Origin of the sequence: Leptolinea tardivitalis (genome assembly GCF_001050275.1) — a bacterium.
GTDB lineage: Bacteria > Chloroflexota > Anaerolineae > Anaerolineales > Anaerolineaceae > Leptolinea > Leptolinea tardivitalis.
Genome location: NZ_BBYA01000008.1, coordinates 175,575 through 193,105, shown reverse-complemented (window position 1 = coordinate 193,105; position 17,531 = coordinate 175,575). Strand labels below are relative to the sequence as shown.

Below are 17,531 nucleotides of genomic sequence, written 5' to 3'. Positions count from 1 at the left end.
CAGTATGACCTGATGCAGTGTCTCACCGGTATTTTCGTCAATTTGATTTATCTGACTAATGGTTTTAAGAATATCAGGGGTAATTTTCTTGACTTGAAGTTTTTCAATTGTAGCCAATTGCAATTGCAGCAATTCTCCAATAACAGGATTTTCTGGCGTGTCGATCAACGATTTGAAGGCGGTTGTCAATTCATCTTTTGAAATTTGGGCGACAATAATACTTGCATCCACACCCAGTAATTTAACAGCAATTGAGCAAACCATCTGCAATGTCTTTTCAGGTGTACTCCTCTCTAAAATGGAGGCATCAATACTGCGCAGGCTGGCCAGTTTTTCAAGTTCATGATTAACCTTATCCAGAGAAGCCTTCTGCTCCGAAATATCGTGAGAAATCAACCCTAATTTAACTCTACTGCTGGATTTAATAGGGAACATTGTTAATAAAACGAACCGTTTAGAACCATCATTTTGTTGAAGCGCAACTTCAATGGGTTTGGAAAAGAATTGCGATTCGCCAGTTTCGATAGTCCGGAGAATTTCTTTTTGCAGCGTGCTGGCTTTTATCATTTCTGTGTCAGTAATTCCAAGCTTTGGAAAAACGTCCCAGACATGTTTTCCAAGAACGTTATCGGCCTTCATATTCGTTAATTTTTCTTGAGCCGCGTTCCATTCAATAATTATTGAACTTTCATCAATTAGTATCAGCCCATCAGACATCTGCTGCATTGTAGTGCGGAATTTTTCTTCATTCTGTTTGATTTCTCGTATGGCTTTATTCATTTCAGTTAAATCTTGAATAGACCCAATCAGGTAACGTTGTGAATTAGTTCCATCACTAAGCCAATTGGTTTGAACCATTAAATCCCGAATTTCTCCATTTGGCCGTTGTATTCGGTATTCCATTTTGGTTGTTTCATATTTCTTCCTTGCCTCTTTTCGAATACGTATCGTTTTTTCAACATCTTCTGGAACAATCAAGGTCTCATATTCATCAAAATCAGGGGCTGGAAGGTTCGTGTCACGTCCAAAAATTTTGTATAGACCTTTTGACCAGGAAACTTTCCTTGATTCCATATCAATGAAATAATGCCCAAACATGCCAAACTCTTCGGCCTGTTCATTGATCATTTGACTGTGGGTTAATTCACGTTCAATATATTTGCGTTTTTGAATATCACGAACCAATGCAAGCACTACGTTCTGGCCATACCAATTTGCTTTTCGAAGAGCTACTTCAACAAAGAATTTTTCACCCATGTCAAGCCTTCTGCATTGATATTCGAATAAAACATCATGGTCTGCGAAAGCCTGTTTGAAATATCCATCCAATTTGTTCTGATCATACTCACCTGGAGCAGATATCTTTTCAACATTTTCTCCAATAATCTGATCCCGCTGGCAGCCAAACATATCAAGCACGCGATTGTTTATTTCGATTATCGTGCCTTCAGCCGAATGAATAATAAGCGAATCAGATATGGAGTTGAAAACCGTGCGGAGATTGGATTCTGATTCAGCCAGTTTTTGTTGATATTCCCCACGCCTGATGATTTCTTTTTCAAGATTTTTACCCGTCAGCCGTATTCTCTGTAATCCAAAAAGTGTAATAATTAAAACAAGACAGGCAAGAAGAATAGTAATAAAGGTGATCTGACGTATGGTTGTTGTCTGATCTTCATAATACAACCGCATATACATTCCGGTACCCATAATACATTCAATTTCCGGAACGTCGATTACATAAGTAAGCTTTTCTTCTGGAATTTGCAAATTGGGCGGTTTGTAATAATACGTAAAGAAACCGCCATCCTTATTTTCTCGAGCTGTTTTATATAATCCTTGAGCCAGGTACACACCATTAATATCCTGCATATTCCATTGATAGGTGTTTTCAAGCCAGGGTTGGTAAGGCTGAACAAGAATGTAGCCTTCGTAATTTGTCATAAAGATATAGTTGTCCCCGTACTTATCTTTATAGATCATTTTTTTTAGTTTAAGTTTGATTGCATCGCGTGCTTCATCGCGGGTGATAGTATGATTTCGATAAAGAACAAGATCTGGTTCTATGGAATTACGAACCAGAGTCATAATTTGTATCAAATTCGATTGAATAGCCGCTTTTTCATTTTCTATGGTCCTATTGATCCATAGTCTTGAAAAAAGAAGAATTCCCACTATAACAAGAAAGGTGAGCCCCAAAGTCTGGACGATCGCAAAACGGATCGATTTTTTTGATTCATCAACTTCAGGCATGTTATGCATTGAATCAGGTTAATCCATTCTGATGTTTTTCAATGTAAATTTGCCATCATATTTAATATAAAGAACATACCTTACCTTAATAGGATACGGTATTCGACAAATTTTTTACAGAGATGAAAATCATATTTCCTTTATAAAATGCTAATGGTAATAAGGAAGGTCATCCATAAATTCTGACTAAAAAGTATGATAAATATAATTCGTCAGAAAATTCATGGATTATTACAGTTTAATCAGTGTTTCTTCAAAAAATCTTCCACCTCACTTCTCCAAGGTAAAGAAGGTTGTGCGCCATGTCGAGTGACAGAAAGCGCCGCTGCCGCACTGGCAAGAATGGCCGCCTGTCTAACAGATAAGGCTTCTGATATTCCAATGGCAAATGCTCCAATAAAAGCATCACCAGCAGCTACGGTATCAACAGCATCTACCTGAAATGCAGGAATCATTTGTATTGAATTACGAGTGGCGATAACAGCACCATTGGATCCAAGTGTAACAATAACGGTTTGAACACCTTTATCAAGAAGTTGTTGAATAGCCGTCTTCTGATTCGTTTCGCCGGTGAGCATGGATAATTCCAATTCATTTGGAATGAGGTAATCCACCAGACCAAATACCTCATCAGGGAGGTTTTGGGCGGGAGCTGGATTAAGAATAGTCACAGCACCATTCTGTTTGGCCAACCGTAATCCTTCCAATACGGTTGGAACCGGTATCTCCAACTGGGTGACAAACACCGATGCACCGGTAAATGCATCTCTGGCAGAGATAATATTTTCAGGAGAAAAAGTAAAATTGGCACCTGAAGCCACCACAATTGTGTTTTGCCCCTCAGAATCTACGGTGATGACCGCAACTCCTGTTGACATCTCTTCAATTTGATTAACATAACAGATATCAATTCCCTCTGCTTTCAAATTTCGACACAGTTGATCCCCATAGGCATCTTTTCCCACTGAACCAACCATACTGATCTTTCCACCCATACGGGCAGCAGCAACTGCCTGATTGGCTCCCTTCCCACCGGGATGGGTTTGGAATAAACCGCCAATGATTGTCTCTCCTTTTTGAGGAAGGTGGGATGCAGTTACCACCAGGTCAACATTCAAGCTGCCCATTACCAGTATTTTTACATTCATGATCGTCATCCTGCCAGAAACAAATTAATCGGGTTCAAGAATTTCGAGATGGTCTGAAATCTTCAGTTTATTCCGTTGATTCAGTATTGTTTCGGTTGTAAAAATGATCAGTGCAATCCAGATGAGGATAAATCCTACCAGGCGATGGATATCAAAAAACTCTCCAAAGACAAATGTTCCCAGGAAAAATTGAATGGTCGGACAAACATATTGCAGAATGCCTATGGTGGAAAGATTAATCCGCCGGGCACCGCTGGCGAAGAGCAGCAGTGGAATGGCTGTAACAACACCGCTGACAGCCAGCAAAATGGCGGTGCTCCATCCTGTATGGCCAAATGAACCTACCCCTATAAACTCCTGGATGATCAGATATACCAGTGCCGGAAGAAAGATCATACCTGTTTCAAGGGTCAACCCCGGGAGAGAATCCAATGGGGAGATTTTTTTAATCAGACCATATAAACCAAATGAGAATGCCAGTATCAATGCCAGCCAGGGGATGGAGCCATAGACCACTGTTAAATAGAAAACTCCAACGGCTGCCAGACCAACCGGAATCCACTGCCACAGGCGGAGTCTTTCCTTAAGAAATACCACACCCAACAAAACACTGACCATCGGATTAATAAAATAACCAAGACTTGATTCAACCGTATGCCCGGAATTGACAGCATAAATGAACGTTCCCCAGTTGACCGCAAGAATCGCTCCGGCGCCAAAATAGGTGATCAAATTTTTCTTGTTGATTGAAGCTCGGAATTCAGGGAAACGTTTTAATGCCATGATAAGTAAGATTAAAAAAAGAAACGACCAGACAAACCGGTGTCCCAAAATTTGGAGCGATGGAACGATGCTGATCATTTTGAAATAAAGCGGGAAAAATCCCCACAATATATACGCACTCAATGCGTAAAAAATACCTTTATTCATCTATATTGACCACCTTTACTCTGTCTGATTGTTCGACTCGGGCATCATGAAAACTGCAACGGATGACTCCGGAAAGTTATTAATCAAGAGTGCAATTGTATCATTACAAAAAAACCAGTGATTCGGATCCCTTATACAACCAGTACAAATATCAACCATTCCATGCTAGGATATTGATATAAATTCGACCATATATACCCGATCAAAAAAGAGGGGAACATCATGAGCATAGCGATAGTGACTGATAGTGCATGTGATTTACCGCAAAATCTGGTGGATGAAAACCATATTACCGTTGTGCCCATGTATGTAAATATTGGAACAAAGAGTTTTCGTGATGGAGTGGATATCACCCGGGAAGAATTTTACAAGAATCTTCCTCGCTATAACCCCTTTCCCCAAACAGCAACACCCAGTCCTTTTGATTTTATTAAGGTGTATAAAAATCTTGCCGAAAAGGGAGCAACAGAAATTCTCTCCATTCATCTCTCCCCCACATTAAGCGGTGTTATGTCGTCGGCGATACAGGCAGCCAGGGAATTCACATCCATACCTGTAACAGTTTTTGATTCTAAGCAGTTGAGTCTGGGAATCGGATTTCAAGCATTAAATGCAGCAAAATCAGCGGCCAGGGGTTTTTCCATGCAACAAATAATCAAAGAATTGGAAAACCAGATACTCAATACCTTTTCGTTTGCCGCCCTTGGTACTCTTGATTTTTTAAAACGCAGTGGACGAATGAATAAAACTGTATACATGATGGGTAATTTACTTTCGATTACACCCATTCTTCATATGCACAATGGTGTTCCAGCCTCTGATCGTGTGTTGACCCGCCGACGCGCATTTCTGCGGATGAGGACGTATCTGGAGAAAATGCCAAAAATTAAAATTGCAGCCTTAATGCACACACATGCGATTCAGGAAGCACAACAGTTCTGGGAAGAGGTAAAAGATATTCTGCCTTTTGGACCAAAATTGAGCGTTGAAATTAATCCGGTCATCGGTGCACACATCGGCCCTGGGGCAGTTGGTCTGGTTTGCATAACAGAAGAATCTCCATCCATCATGCCATGGTAAAAACATTAAGAGGGAAACTATGATTAATCTGCTATCCATTTTAAAAATCCTGTCACTGATTGCTACAGCAGCTACCGGTGTGCTTGCCTTAGTCGCCCCACAATCGGCACAAGGTTTCACAGGTTTAACAATCGCCGGACCACGCGGCGTTACGGAAGTCCGGGCAGTTTTTGGAGCCGCTTTCATTGCACTTGGAATAGCACCTTTTCTATTAAAAGTGCCTGAAACATACCGCCTTATAGGCATTATGTATCTGGCAATAGCCCTGGTTCGAGTAATTTCAATGTTTTTAGATCATTCTATCGAAAAATCAAACATCATCAGCCTGGCAACCGAAATTGTGCTTGGGATAATACTCGTCATATAATCAATATATGATCATTTGTTTTTTGTAGAAGTTATCCAACCGTCACAGGAGGGATACAGTCATGAAAAACAAGAAAGATGAGTCCGCCCATGCATCGTCAAAAAACCGGGGAGATTCACACGGGGGACATAAGGAAAAAGAAGAACACATTCATCAACAGAAGCCAGAAGCTGAAACCGTAGTCGAAGCCAGTAAGTCTTCAAAAGTATTGACAACAAAAGAGTATGAAAAAGAACTGGCCAAATTGCAGATTGAACTGGTAAAGCTTCAGGAATGGGTCAAGTTTAAGGGATTGAAAGTGGTGGTTCTGTTTGAAGGCCGCGATGCTGCGGGAAAAGGCGGCACCATTAAACGAATCACCGAATGCCTTAACCCGCGTATATGCCGGGTGGTAGCCCTGGGCGTCCCAACAGAAAAAGAGAAAACTCAATGGTACTTCCAACGGTATGTATCTCACCTCCCGGCAGCGGGAGAGATAGTCTTATTTGACCGTTCCTGGTATAACCGCGCCGGCGTGGAACATGTGATGGGCTTTTGTAACGAAACGGAATATCAAGAATTCTTGCATTCCTGCCCCGAATTTGAACGCCTGCTTCTGCGTGCCGGGATCATATTGATTAAATACTGGTTCTCCGTGAGTGATGAGGAACAGGAAAGGCGCTTCAAAGATCGAATCAATGACCCGACAAAACGCTGGAAGATCAGCCCCATGGATCTTGAAAGCCGAAAACGCTGGGTGGAGTATTCACGGGCAAAAGATCAGATGTTTCTCTATACCCATCTTCCAGAAAGTCCGTGGTGGGTTGTCAACTCGGATAACAAGGAACGCGCCCGCTTGAATTGCATCCATCATTTACTGAGTATGATCAAATATGAAGACCTTACTCCTCCGCCATTGGAGCTGCCGCCCCGGCAAAAAGACACCGGGTATGTGAGACCGCCCATTAATTCTCAGATGTTTGTGCCAGAAATCTACTGACCAAACATCCGGTAAAATTGTGACAGACCATCCATAACACAGGTTGCCACAGAGGATTATTCCTCTGCGATTTTTGACGTCTATTCATCAAACACCGATCTGCGATCCTGTTTTATGCGTAGAATATAAAATCTGTTTTGATCATGATGGAGGGGGCAAAACAATCCCCTGTCATCTGGTGATTTGAAGATTTTCAGTATTGGTAACACTTCATAACAGGTCAATCATCCGAAAACATTGTCAGCAAAAAACACCAACGAAAACCATGCAGAAATTTTTATCAAAACTTCTTAAGATCATCACCAGAGTGGATGTCGCGTCCATTATTTTTGTTATTCTGTTCTGTTTGTTGAATTTCTTTTTCGGTGAAACCATTCCTGTTTTCGATGGCCGCGGATGGGATGGAATTGGATACACAAATATTGTCCAGAATTTTTCATTGAAATACCTGCTGTCCCTTCCACGATATGATCTTGGGCGGTTGGTCCCATCTACAATCATTTTTATTGGAATGTCTGTCATTCACCAGCCATTAACCTACGCGAATATCATTCTGGCTTTCAGAATTTACAATGCCATTGTCCTAATCCTGGGGACTTTTTTGTGGTCAAAAGTAATCGAAGAATTTCATGTCAGTTTGACCGGGCAGTGGCTGATGGTGGTTGGCTTGCTGGTTAATTATTGTTTCCTGAAAATGTTCTTTTACTATCCCGTTCTTACTGACCAGACTGCTTTTGTACTCGGGATTTCGCAATTATTGTTTTACCTCAAGAAAAAACCGGCAGCTTTATTGGCCGTTTCGATCCTCGGGACATTTACCTGGCCGAATTTCTTCCTGGGGTCAATCCTTTTGCTGGCTTTCCCGGTGCAGAATAACCCCAATACCCATCTCCGTCATCGAAGTAAAACCGCAATTTTTTTAGCGTATTGCATTGTTTTGATGGTAATTGTGGGACTGATTTTCTTCCATTATTATGTTGACTCATCCATCAGGATTGACCTTGTTCCCCGAATTCAATCCCTGTTTCCCGTATCGGTTCTATCAGTTCTTCTGATTATCTTTTTCGGGTCTGTTGAATTATTCAGTTATGGGAATTTCAACGATCACAAGAAAATCTGCCAAAATTTTGATAAAAAATGGTTCAGCATTTCTCTTTCAACATTTTTATTCCTTCAGGTAGGCATCTTCTTGATTGGTAATGAAGGTACAGTGACCCTCTATTCCACCCTGCGGTTGTTCTTCCAGACATCCGTCATCCGGCCATTCAATTCCTTGGTTGCCCATTTTGCGTATTTCGGCGTTTTTATTGTCCTGGCTGTTTTATTTTGGAGAAAAATCGCACAAATCGCCAATCAAATTGGCTTGGGGTTATCCCTTTTTCTTGTTTTTTATTTTATTCAATTCATCCTGATTTGCGAATCAAGGCAATTGACACCCGTTTTCCCGCTGGTGATTGCCCTCACCGTCAAGGCAATGGACGATTTGAACTGGGGGAAAATGCAATTTTGGGTGATTACTTTGACAGCTTTCATTGTTTCAAAGATCTGGATGCCTATCAATGTGGAAGAATTTCATGGCCCTCTGATTGAATTCCCGTACCAGTATTACTTCATGACCCAGGGTCCATGGATGTCCAACAGGATGTTCGTGATTTATGCAGGATGCATGATTGTTGTGGCCGGATTATTCTATATCTTTATTTTCAAGAATCGAAGAAATTCTGGAACTGTCGCAGAGCAGAAAAGCAACGAATAATCAGAAGAGTCTCAACCGGTAAAATACCTTCATTACCAGGAAAGAAACACTAAAGATTATCCCTTCCGATTATTTTCCTGAGCCAGGGAAAAGCCTGTTCTGCCCAAAGTGCCAGACCGGCGCCTGTCATATCAATAAGTACGTCAAAAGCAGAAGGATGCCTTCCGGGAATAAAGGTTTGATGAAATTCATCACTGATGGCATATAGCAGCGCCAGTGCCATTGCCAGAGCAGAAGCTTTCTTCCCCGATTGATGAATTCCCCTCAACGCAGAAAGAGTCAGAAGGAAATAGCCAGTCATGTGTCCGCCCTTTTTGATAAGGGTATCGGCCAGACCAAACGACGGCATTTCCTTACCCGGTGTGGAACTCGCCAGGAATATCACCCCCATAATCAATAGAGAAGGCCACCACCGTTCAGGCAATTGGTTGATTTGTTTTTTCATTCGTTAATTGTATCTATTACTGGTATTTTCACTTCTTGAACGTAAGAAATAAAACCAGGTATTCGCAACTGAAAATTTGAGATTAAATCAAAAGACCTGCCTTTCGACAGATCTTTGTGAGCGCGAAGGGGCTCGAACCCTTATCCAGTATGCCGATCCTCCCATCGGTACTGGATTTAAATCAAAAGACCCGTCTTTCGACAGGTCTTTGTGAGCGCGAAGGGGCTCGAAACCTTATCCAGTATGCCGATCCTCCCATCGGTACTGGATTTAAATCAAAAGACCCGTCTTTCGACAGGTCTTTGTGAGCGCGAAGGGGCTCGAAACCTTATCCAGTATGCCGATCCCATCGGTACTGGATTTAAATCAAAAGACCCGTCTTTCGACAGATCTTTGTGAGCGCGAAGGGGCTCGAACCCTTATCCAGTATGCCGATCCTCCCATCGGTACTGGATTTAAATCAAAAGACCCGTCTTTCGACAGGTCTTTGTGAGCGCGAAGGGGCTCGAACCCTTAACCAATGGCTTAAAAGGCCACTGCTCTACCATTGAGCTACGCGCCCAACCAACAGGGCAATATTCTATCACGCACTTTTCCCGGCGTCAACAAAACCGATGTAATGAATTTTATTCTCCGGGGATTCCCAGAATGCTAATTCCATTTTTCCTGTCTGCCACAGCGAGCAGGGTGTCATTTGACTGTAAAGCCAGCTTTTTCGGGTTTCCTCCAACGGGGAACACATAGACTACCTCTCCCGAGGAAGGATTGAGAAAATTAAGTTCGCCAGATTCTGATTGAGCGATGATCAACAGATCACCCGACTTTGTCACGACCATGTTGGAGGAATCTTCAGATGGAATTTCAAGCTCTTTCACATCATATGCATCCTTATTCTCTACTGGGAGAAAGGGAATTAGGTAATCTCCAAATGTTATAATTCAATCCAGCCGCCAACGGCCAATAATGAATAACAGGACTTACAGCAATGACGAAAAAAGGACGTGTTTTCTCGGGCGCCCGCCCCACCGGACGCCAGCATCTGGGTAATTATCTCGGCGCCATCAAGAACTATGTTGCCATGCAGGATGACTACGATTGTGTTTATTGCATCGTGGATGTGCATGCCCTCACGACAATGGACACAACCATGGAACTTCGTACGAACACCTATGATATGGCGCTAGACTGGCTGGCCGCCGGTATCCGCCCCGAAGAAAGCATTGTCTTTATTCAATCACATGTCCCCCAGGTGATGGAATTACACACGTATCTGTCAATGGTCACCCCGCTGGGCAAATTGACTGATCTACCAACCTTTAAAGAGAAGGTGCGCCAGAATCCCAATAACGTTAACTACGGTCTGGTGGGTTATCCGGTGCTTATGGCAGCCGATATTGTCCTCTATAAGGCTGATTATGTCCCTGTGGGCATTGACCAGGCTCCCCACCTTGAATTTACACGCGAATGTGTGCGCTCTTTCAATTATCGCTATAACTGCAAGGCATTGATCGAACCGCAGATGAAAGCCACTGAATTTCCGAAAGTTCTGGGAATTGACGGTGTGCAGAAAATGGGCAAGAGTCTGAATAATCATATTGAACTGGCTTCGACTCCGGAAGAAACCGCCAAGCGCGTAATGACCATGGTGACCGATCCGCAGCGTCTGCGCCGCACAGATCCCGGTAATCCGGATGTGTGCAATGTGTTCTCCCTGCATAAGATGTTTACCTCAGCAGAAGATCTGGCCAATATCAACGTCGAATGCCGCCGTGCAGGAATTGGGTGTGTTGACTGCAAGAAAAAGCTGGCGGCCAATCTGAACAGTCACTTTGAACCCTTCCGCGCCCGCCGGGCTGAGCTGGATCAGAAACCGGACCACATCTGGGAGATCCTGGATGACGGCGCGATCCGTGCTCGCAAGATCGCTGAAGCGACAATGGTGGAAGTGCGCGAAGCCATTGGCCTGCCCTGATCCATGCGCGCCGTTCTGCAGCGTGTTAAACACGGCCGGGTGACCATAGCCGGCAATATTGCGGCTGATATTGACCGCGGACTGGTGATTCTTCTGGGCATTGGCCCGACAGACACCGAAGTCAATTTGTTGGCAGCCGCCAAAAAAATTTCGCTCATGCGGATTTTTGAAGATGACCAGCATAAAATGAACCGGTCTATCCTTGATGTTGGCGGTTCGGCAATCGTTGTATCCCAATTCACATTGTATGCCGACACACGCAAAGGAAACCGTCCATCTTTTACCGATGCCGCCCTTCCCGATCAAGCCAGCGCGTTGGTCGATAGATTCGTCCAATTTCTGCGCGACCAGGGAGTACCCGTCCAGACGGGGGTTTTTGGCGCCGATATGCTGGTGGATATCAGCAATGACGGGCCTGTAACCATCGTCCTGCGCGATGACTAGCGTTTTTTTTGCTGTCCAGAGGATTAGCGATCTGTGCTATCCAGAGGACTGACGTTTTCTGTGCAGATCAATATTGTTACAACCCGGTTGGCAGTCCACCCTGCCAGCATAGATGGTCTATCTGCACCGCCGCAGCCCCGTTATTCAATGCTGTTTCTCCATCTTTCTGGTTGCATATTCCGCCAAGTATGACCGGAATCTGCCACGTCCTTGCATCCTGCAGGGCGTTCAGCATTTGCGGGAACAATCCCGGTCCGTGCAACCGGCCGTGGATAAGTCGGCCATTTTCACCTTCCGGTACGATGCCGCGCGGTGTTCCCAATGTGACGGCACTTACAGCTTCAGGAAGTGAGGACAGAACAGAAAGGTCTTCACCCAGCGAGATATGCAACACAAGTGGTATCTCTCCCCGGGCTGATTGTATTAATTGCATCATCCAATCGCGCGGACAGGCTGGAGGGAGCCCCAGTTCAATAGCTGCAATACCGTCTATTTCCTCACAATCGCGTACGATCCCCTCTAACCCGGCCAAATCTTGACTGATTACATGGATCCAGATAGGGGAGTCTGACTGATGCCAGTGGGATTGATATTTCCGTCGGATGGCTTTCCACCCGGCATTGGGTAGGCCGGTATGCAGCAGGAATCCGCCAGGGAACGGTAACAAATTCCTATCGGCTGATGGCATCCTTACCCGCAGGCTGACCGGATTGGTTACAAAGATTGAACCGTTCGGTAATAATTGGTTCCCTGGGGAAAAACCTGCTGTTCCGGCTTGATTCATCCAGCGGGATGGTAGATCAAGGACTATACGATCTGTTTCGTTCATTGTCAGAATTCCAAATCCCGCAGATTAAATACGGGGCCATCTGAGCAGGCTTGTTTCCATCCTGCATGGGTTTTGATGGCGCAAACCCCGCATTCCGCCGTTCCATCACAGGCAATTGGAGTGTCAACAAGAATCTGAACGGATTGTCTGGCGGATAATTGATATTTTGTCTGAAAACCTTGCCAAAAATCCATGTGATGGAGTTGGGCATCCCCAATGATGGCATCTGACCAGAGAACAGCTTCATCCAACTGCTCATCGGAAAGGACTTCAATCTCTGGAGGAACCTGGTCAGGTAAATTACGGCTGAAAAGAGCAGCCTCACCACCATTTTCAAGTATTTGCCGGGCTGCCGAAAACAAGCGCACAGGTGAGGATGTTTGAGAAATCATCAACAATTTTCGCATATCAGGCTTGATCGTAAATCCGTGTCCATGTGGAAAAGTGATTAGCAGGTCATCTCCAACTTCCCAATGGAATTCGCTATTCATAGGGAATATGTACTGGCCTCTTTTATCTGTTGAAAATAACACCGCCGGTAGAATATCCCGTTGATTTCGAGCCAGGAGAAATTGACCGGCAGTCAGAACGGGTGACGGCAATTCCAATTCCACAAATACAACCGAACCGTTCTTACAAATCTTTAACAGGGAACACTGTGCACTTTTCATTTCCGAGACTATATCACATTGTATAATCCTTCATACAACAATCGCCCGAAAAGAACTAAAAGGAGAGAGAATGGACATTTCCTCACTTGTTTCAATTATCAGTGTACTTGGGTGGTTTCTCGCCATCGCCCTTTTTGCATTCTTTATTTTCCGCGCAAGCCGAGGAAAGCCCGTTCCACACAGTGGACTGTATGTGACCCTGGCTATTCTTATTGCCATTGTGTTTTCTTCCATCAGCGCCGGACTGGTTTTCATCGAGCCAGACCAGCGCGGCGTGGTGATATCAGCTATTTCTGCCAAAGGATACCGTGAAGAAGCCCTGACACCGGGTCTGCATTGGATCATCCCCTTCGCCGAGACGGTTGTCCAGTATCCCATAAGCCGCCAAACCTATACCATGAGCATTGCCACCAGTGAAGGGAAAGTGCAAGGAGATGATTCCATCACCGCGCGGACATCTGATGGTCAGGAAATCTATGTCGATGCATCTGTAATTTATGCCATTGACCCCAACCAGGTGGTAAAGGTCCATATCCTGTGGAAAAACCGTTATGGTGATGACCTTGTGCGGGCACAGGCACGCGGTGTGATCCGCGATGTTGTCTCACAGTACAGGGTGGAAGAAGTCGTGACAACAAAGCGATTTGAAATGGCCGAAAAATTGCGTCAGACAATGGCATCCAAATTAACGGATAATGGACTGGTTCTGGTTGACTTTATTCTTCGCAATATCACCTTCTCACCAGAATATGCAGCTTCAGTCGAACAGAAACAGATAGCCGAACAGACAGCTCAACAAGCGAAATTTGTCGTGGAACAGAAACGACAAGAAGCAGAACAGGCTCGCCAGACAGCCCAGGGCTCAGCAGATGCATCTGTCATCCGCGCTAAAGGTGAAGCTGAAGCCCGCGTGATTGAAGCTCAGGCAGAAGCACAATCTTTGGAACTGATCGCCAAAGCCCTGCAGTCCAATCCGAATCTGTTAACCTATCAGTACATCACAAAGTTATCACCCACAGTGCAAACGATGCTCCTGCCAAGCAGTTCACCGTTTGTCTTCCAACTGCCCAACATTAATAACCAGGGCACCACAACAACACCGTAAATCTATGACTGAAAAAGATTTATTCAGTCAGGCGATGGAAAACCGCATGAAAAGCGAAGCTCCGCTGGCTGAGCGCATGCGGCCGCGCACTATGGATGAATTTATCGGCCAGGAGCATATCACGGCTCCTGGCCGTCTCCTCAGACGCGCCATTGAAGCGGATCGGTTGTTTTCTTCCATAATTCTGTACGGCCCTCCGGGTACCGGAAAAACAACCCTGGCCCGGATTGTAGCCAATCATACACAGGCATATTTTGAAAGTATTTCCGCAGTTTTAGCCGGAGTGGCAGAATTGCGAAAAGTCATTGAAAATGCAGAAATGCGCCGCAAACACCACAACCAGCGGACTCTGTTATTTGTCGATGAAGTGCACCGGTGGAACAAAGCCCAGCAGGATGCCCTGCTTCCGCATGTGGAGCGTGGCCTGATCACCTTGATCGGTGCCACCACAGAGAATCCGTACTTTGAGGTCATCCCGGCGTTGGTTTCCCGTTCCCGCATATTTGAACTTGGGCCATTAAAGGATGAAGATTTAAAGAAGATTTTGGATTCCGCCTTGCAGGACCGTGAACGAGGTTACGGTCATTTATCCATTGATTTGCCAGAAGAATCACGAGCTCACCTCATTGATATGGCTAACCATGATGCCCGCAATCTATTAAATGCGTTGGAATTAGCGGTGGAAACTACCCGGCCATCTGAGGACGGAATCATCCACATTTCACTGGAAATTGCCCAGGAGTCCATTCAAAAGCGTGCCCTTACCTATGATAAGAAGGGCGATAATCATTACGATACAATATCTGCTTTCATAAAATCTGTTCGCGGTTCAGACCCGGATGCGGCTCTATACTGGCTGGGGAAAATGCTCTCAGCCGGTGAAGATCCACGATTCATTTTGCGCCGGTTGGTCGTCCTTGCCAGTGAAGATATTGGCCTGGCTGATCCACAAGGGTTGATGGTAGCAGCCTCTGCTGTCACCGCTTTTGAATTTATTGGAATGCCTGAAGGTGTTTACCCCATTACAGAAGCCACGCTGTATCTGGCAACAGCACCCAAGAGTAACTCGGCAAAAGCCATCTTTGGGGTGAAAGAGTTGATTGAAAAAGAAGGCATGGGGGCCGTTCCTATCCATTTAATGGATGCCAGCCGGGATGCAGCCGGTTTTGGTCATGGCGAAGGTTATCTCTATCCACATGATTATCCGGGTCATTACATTCCCCAAAACTATCTACCCAAAATGGTGAATGACCGTCAATTTTACGAACCATCAGATCAGGGCTATGAAAAGATTATCGCCGAAAGGCTGAAACATTGGCGGCAGATTAAGAGACAGACTGAAAAAGATTCTGAGGAGAAATAACCGATATGCCTGCATTAATTCTGGCCCGTCATGGTGAAACAGATGTCATTGGAAAACGATTGACCGGCCGTATAACTGGCATTCATCTGAATGCAAACGGCCGCAACCAGGCCAATCGTCTGGCAAAGGCACTCGAGGGTGTGAAGATTGGTGCGATTTTCAGCAGCCCATTGGAACGTGCCATGGAGACTGCCCGGCCGCTATCTGAAAGCTGCGGGATACCCATTAGTCCGCACAGCGGATTAACAGAGATCAATTTTGGTGCATGGCAGGGCAAACAATACAAGCAATTGCAAAAATTGAAACTCTGGGAAGTTATTCACTCGATCCCATCTAAAGTTACCTTCCCGGCAGGTGAGTCTTTCATTGAAGCCCAGCAGCGCATGGTTGCCAGTCTGGATGAGATTCTTTCAGCCATGGGTGAAAATGATCTGGCGATCTGTTTTTCTCATTGTGATCCAATTCGCCTGGCGGTAGCGTATTATTTAAATATGGGGCTTGATGACTTCCAACGTCTATCCATCGAACCGGCTTCCCTGTCGCTTATCTCTGTAAGGGACGGGAAACCGCACCTGGGACCTATCAATTTTACGCCCTGGGACATCCGGGCGCTTGTTCATCTCACTGGAGCTGACGGCCGTAGTACAGATGAAGAGTAGTTCATCATCCTGAGTATTTCTGACTATTGTGTAGGCAGGTTGAAATAGTTATATACAGCTCGTGAAATCTGAGCATACATAATATTGACGGGATCAAACACGACCTGCACAGGATGGTACAGGTAGACTGTTAAAACATAATTACCACCGGGAGAATAAACAATACCGGCATCTTGCATGGTATGAATGACACCGTCGGTGGTATCGGTCACCCAACCATGTTTATGGGCAAACTGGGTTCCTTCAGGTAATCCGGCTTCAAGCAAAACACCAATTTTGTTCTTGGCCAGATAGTTGACCATCTGCCGGCATTCATTCTGGCTAATCTCTCCCTGAAATACTGCGGCAAAAGTGCCGCCGCCAGTGCTGGCGCATTCATAGATATCGCTTAATAACAATCCCATTTCCATCGGGGTGGTCTGGTTGTACTGGTCAGGGTTGGTGTTGAAATCAGTACGAGAATTGGCCGGTGTAGTGAACTTTTTCAACAATGGAGCTCCCTGATAGAAGTAACCGCCCAGGAAAGTATTTGGTAATCCAAGTGAAGCCATATCCTGACTGACAACAAGGGGACCCATGTTGGCGTCAAGTACATCAGACATCAATTTATCTGCCGGAGGATTATCAGAGCGATCAATCATCAGTGTGATCTGGTCACTAACGGATGGTTGTAAAGGTTCTTTGGAGCGCTTAAAAACAGACACCATGATCGGAATCTTCATGGTACTTGCCGCGGTAAAAGCCACATCAGGCTTGATGACTTCGTTTTTGTTTACCGCAAAATGCAATTCCTGATTTGTCTGAAGGTCATGCAAATATATTTCCGCTAATCCATCAAAGGATTGCGAAATAATTTGTTGAATTAGGATCTGCAGGTTCTGGAAAGATGGGCGTGGAGGGGCTACTTTCTTCAAAGAAAGATTTACCACACGATTTACCGGTGATTTCAGGGCATCGGATATAAGTACCACAGCACGATCAACATCAAGAGTCATTCCTGATGAACCGCCGGAAAAATTGGTACTTCCTGCAACAGGTACGGCCGCAGACGGCGGGGAGTCAAACCGGGCGGCTATTTCATCTTTTAAATACCCTCTAAGACGGTCTTCAGCCATCTGTGAGCTTAGAGGGATATTTGCCGTTGAAGGCTGCTGGTTCCATAAATATTCCCAAAAACCGTTCCAAAACGGCTGGTTTACGCGTTGAAGATCAGCCGCAGATAGCATGTTTTCAAGATCCAATTCAAAACCCAGCACAGCCGGTTTGACTTGAATGATGGCATCGTTGTAATGCAACTCCACCGGTACACCATATGCTTGCACCAGCCGTTCGGCAGCATGTTGTCTGTCTAGCCCACCAACAGGAACGCCGGCAATTTGCATTCCGGGAGGAAAATTCCCTCTGATTCGGCTGTAACCAATCAAATTATAGACAGTGATTAAAACAGCAATAAAAATAAACGCCAGAGCTATCCAGCGTAGATACGTCAATGATTTCTTGATATTCATAAGACCTCTGCGGTGATTCTAC

General features: G+C 44.9%; 16 protein-coding genes, 1 tRNA gene and 1 pseudogene. 9 read left to right on the top strand and 9 right to left on the bottom strand.

The features are described from left to right. Positions 1-378: 378 nt before the first annotated feature. The 3 genes and pseudogenes from LTAR_RS17705 to rarD form a co-directional block, all read right to left on the bottom strand. Positions 379-2,253 (bottom strand): annotated as a pseudogene (locus LTAR_RS17705) (PAS domain S-box protein); the annotation flags it as partial. Between the two features lie 242 nt (positions 2,254-2,495). Continuing rightward, positions 2,496-3,401: a ribokinase gene (gene rbsK, locus LTAR_RS04935; RefSeq protein WP_062421055.1), complete on the bottom strand. Its 906-nt coding sequence runs from the start codon at positions 3,399-3,401 to the stop codon at positions 2,496-2,498. A gap of 24 nt (positions 3,402-3,425) precedes the next feature. After that, positions 3,426-4,331 (bottom strand): EamA family transporter RarD, encoded by a 906-nt coding sequence (rarD, locus tag LTAR_RS04930; RefSeq protein ID WP_062421054.1) that lies wholly within the window; start codon positions 4,329-4,331, stop codon positions 3,426-3,428. A gap of 222 nt (positions 4,332-4,553) precedes the next feature. Between rarD and LTAR_RS04925 the strand changes: the two genes are divergently transcribed. The 4 genes from LTAR_RS04925 (at position 4,554) to LTAR_RS04910 (ending at position 8,513) form a co-directional block, all read left to right on the top strand. Beyond that, on the top strand, positions 4,554-5,411 hold the full coding sequence (locus LTAR_RS04925) for a DegV family protein (protein WP_062421053.1): 858 nt from the start codon (positions 4,554-4,556) through the stop codon (positions 5,409-5,411). Positions 5,412-5,430: 19 nt separating this feature from the next. Further along, a complete protein-coding gene (locus LTAR_RS04920; protein WP_062421052.1) occupies positions 5,431-5,778 on the top strand; it encodes a DUF4345 family protein in 348 nt (115 codons plus the stop codon). 61 nt (positions 5,779-5,839) lie between these two features. After that, entirely contained in the window at positions 5,840-6,757 is a 918-nt protein-coding gene (ppk2, locus tag LTAR_RS04915; protein WP_081419812.1) for a polyphosphate kinase 2, read from the top strand. Positions 6,758-7,022: 265 nt separating this feature from the next. Then, entirely contained in the window at positions 7,023-8,513 is a 1,491-nt protein-coding gene (locus LTAR_RS04910) for a hypothetical protein (protein ID WP_062421051.1), read from the top strand. A gap of 49 nt (positions 8,514-8,562) precedes the next feature. Here the strand turns inward: LTAR_RS04910 and LTAR_RS04905 are convergent, their stop codons facing one another. From LTAR_RS04905 to LTAR_RS04895, 3 genes are all read right to left on the bottom strand, one after another. Further along, positions 8,563-8,958 carry a VanZ family protein gene (locus tag LTAR_RS04905; protein WP_062421050.1) on the bottom strand — a complete coding sequence of 132 codons (396 nt, stop codon included), beginning with the start codon at positions 8,956-8,958 and terminating at the stop codon, positions 8,563-8,565. Between the two features lie 490 nt (positions 8,959-9,448). Then, positions 9,449-9,520 (bottom strand) — tRNA-Lys (locus LTAR_RS04900). Positions 9,521-9,584: 64 nt separating this feature from the next. After that, positions 9,585-9,833: a YncE family protein gene (locus tag LTAR_RS04895; protein WP_062421049.1), complete on the bottom strand. Its 249-nt coding sequence runs from the start codon at positions 9,831-9,833 to the stop codon at positions 9,585-9,587. Positions 9,834-9,943: 110 nt separating this feature from the next. Between LTAR_RS04895 and trpS the strand changes: the two genes are divergently transcribed. Together trpS and dtd are read left to right on the top strand one after the other, a co-directional pair. Then, entirely contained in the window at positions 9,944-10,930 is a 987-nt protein-coding gene (gene trpS / locus LTAR_RS04890; RefSeq protein ID WP_062421048.1) for a tryptophan--tRNA ligase, read from the top strand. A 3-nt stretch (positions 10,931-10,933) separates the two neighbouring features. Continuing rightward, positions 10,934-11,374, top strand: coding sequence for a D-aminoacyl-tRNA deacylase (gene dtd, locus LTAR_RS04885; protein WP_062421047.1), 441 nt, complete (start codon positions 10,934-10,936; stop codon positions 11,372-11,374). 76 nt (positions 11,375-11,450) lie between these two features. Here the strand turns inward: dtd and LTAR_RS04880 are convergent, their stop codons facing one another. Further along, positions 11,451-12,203 (bottom strand): beta/alpha barrel domain-containing protein, encoded by a 753-nt coding sequence (locus LTAR_RS04880; protein WP_062421046.1) that lies wholly within the window; start codon positions 12,201-12,203, stop codon positions 11,451-11,453. A gap of 2 nt (positions 12,204-12,205) precedes the next feature. After that, positions 12,206-12,817: an iron-sulfur cluster-binding protein gene (locus LTAR_RS04875; protein WP_158423390.1), complete on the bottom strand. Its 612-nt coding sequence runs from the start codon at positions 12,815-12,817 to the stop codon at positions 12,206-12,208. Positions 12,818-12,944: 127 nt separating this feature from the next. On the opposite strand from LTAR_RS04875, the gene LTAR_RS04870 reads away from it, so the two are divergent. Genes LTAR_RS04870 through LTAR_RS04860 form a run of 3 tightly spaced genes read left to right on the top strand, consistent with a single transcriptional unit; the run spans position 12,945 to position 16,001 of the window. After that, positions 12,945-13,979 carry an SPFH domain-containing protein gene (locus LTAR_RS04870; protein ID WP_062421044.1) on the top strand — a complete coding sequence of 345 codons (1,035 nt, stop codon included), beginning with the start codon at positions 12,945-12,947 and terminating at the stop codon, positions 13,977-13,979. A 4-nt stretch (positions 13,980-13,983) separates the two neighbouring features. Then, entirely contained in the window at positions 13,984-15,342 is a 1,359-nt protein-coding gene (locus LTAR_RS04865) for an AAA family ATPase (RefSeq protein WP_062421043.1), read from the top strand. 5 nt (positions 15,343-15,347) lie between these two features. Continuing rightward, positions 15,348-16,001 carry a histidine phosphatase family protein gene (locus LTAR_RS04860; protein WP_062421042.1) on the top strand — a complete coding sequence of 218 codons (654 nt, stop codon included), beginning with the start codon at positions 15,348-15,350 and terminating at the stop codon, positions 15,999-16,001. Positions 16,002-16,024: 23 nt separating this feature from the next. On the opposite strand, the gene LTAR_RS04855 is transcribed toward LTAR_RS04860, so the two are convergent. Then, on the bottom strand, positions 16,025-17,509 hold the full coding sequence (locus LTAR_RS04855; protein ID WP_062421041.1) for a serine hydrolase: 1,485 nt from the start codon (positions 17,507-17,509) through the stop codon (positions 16,025-16,027). Between the last annotated feature and the right edge of the window lie 22 nt (positions 17,510-17,531).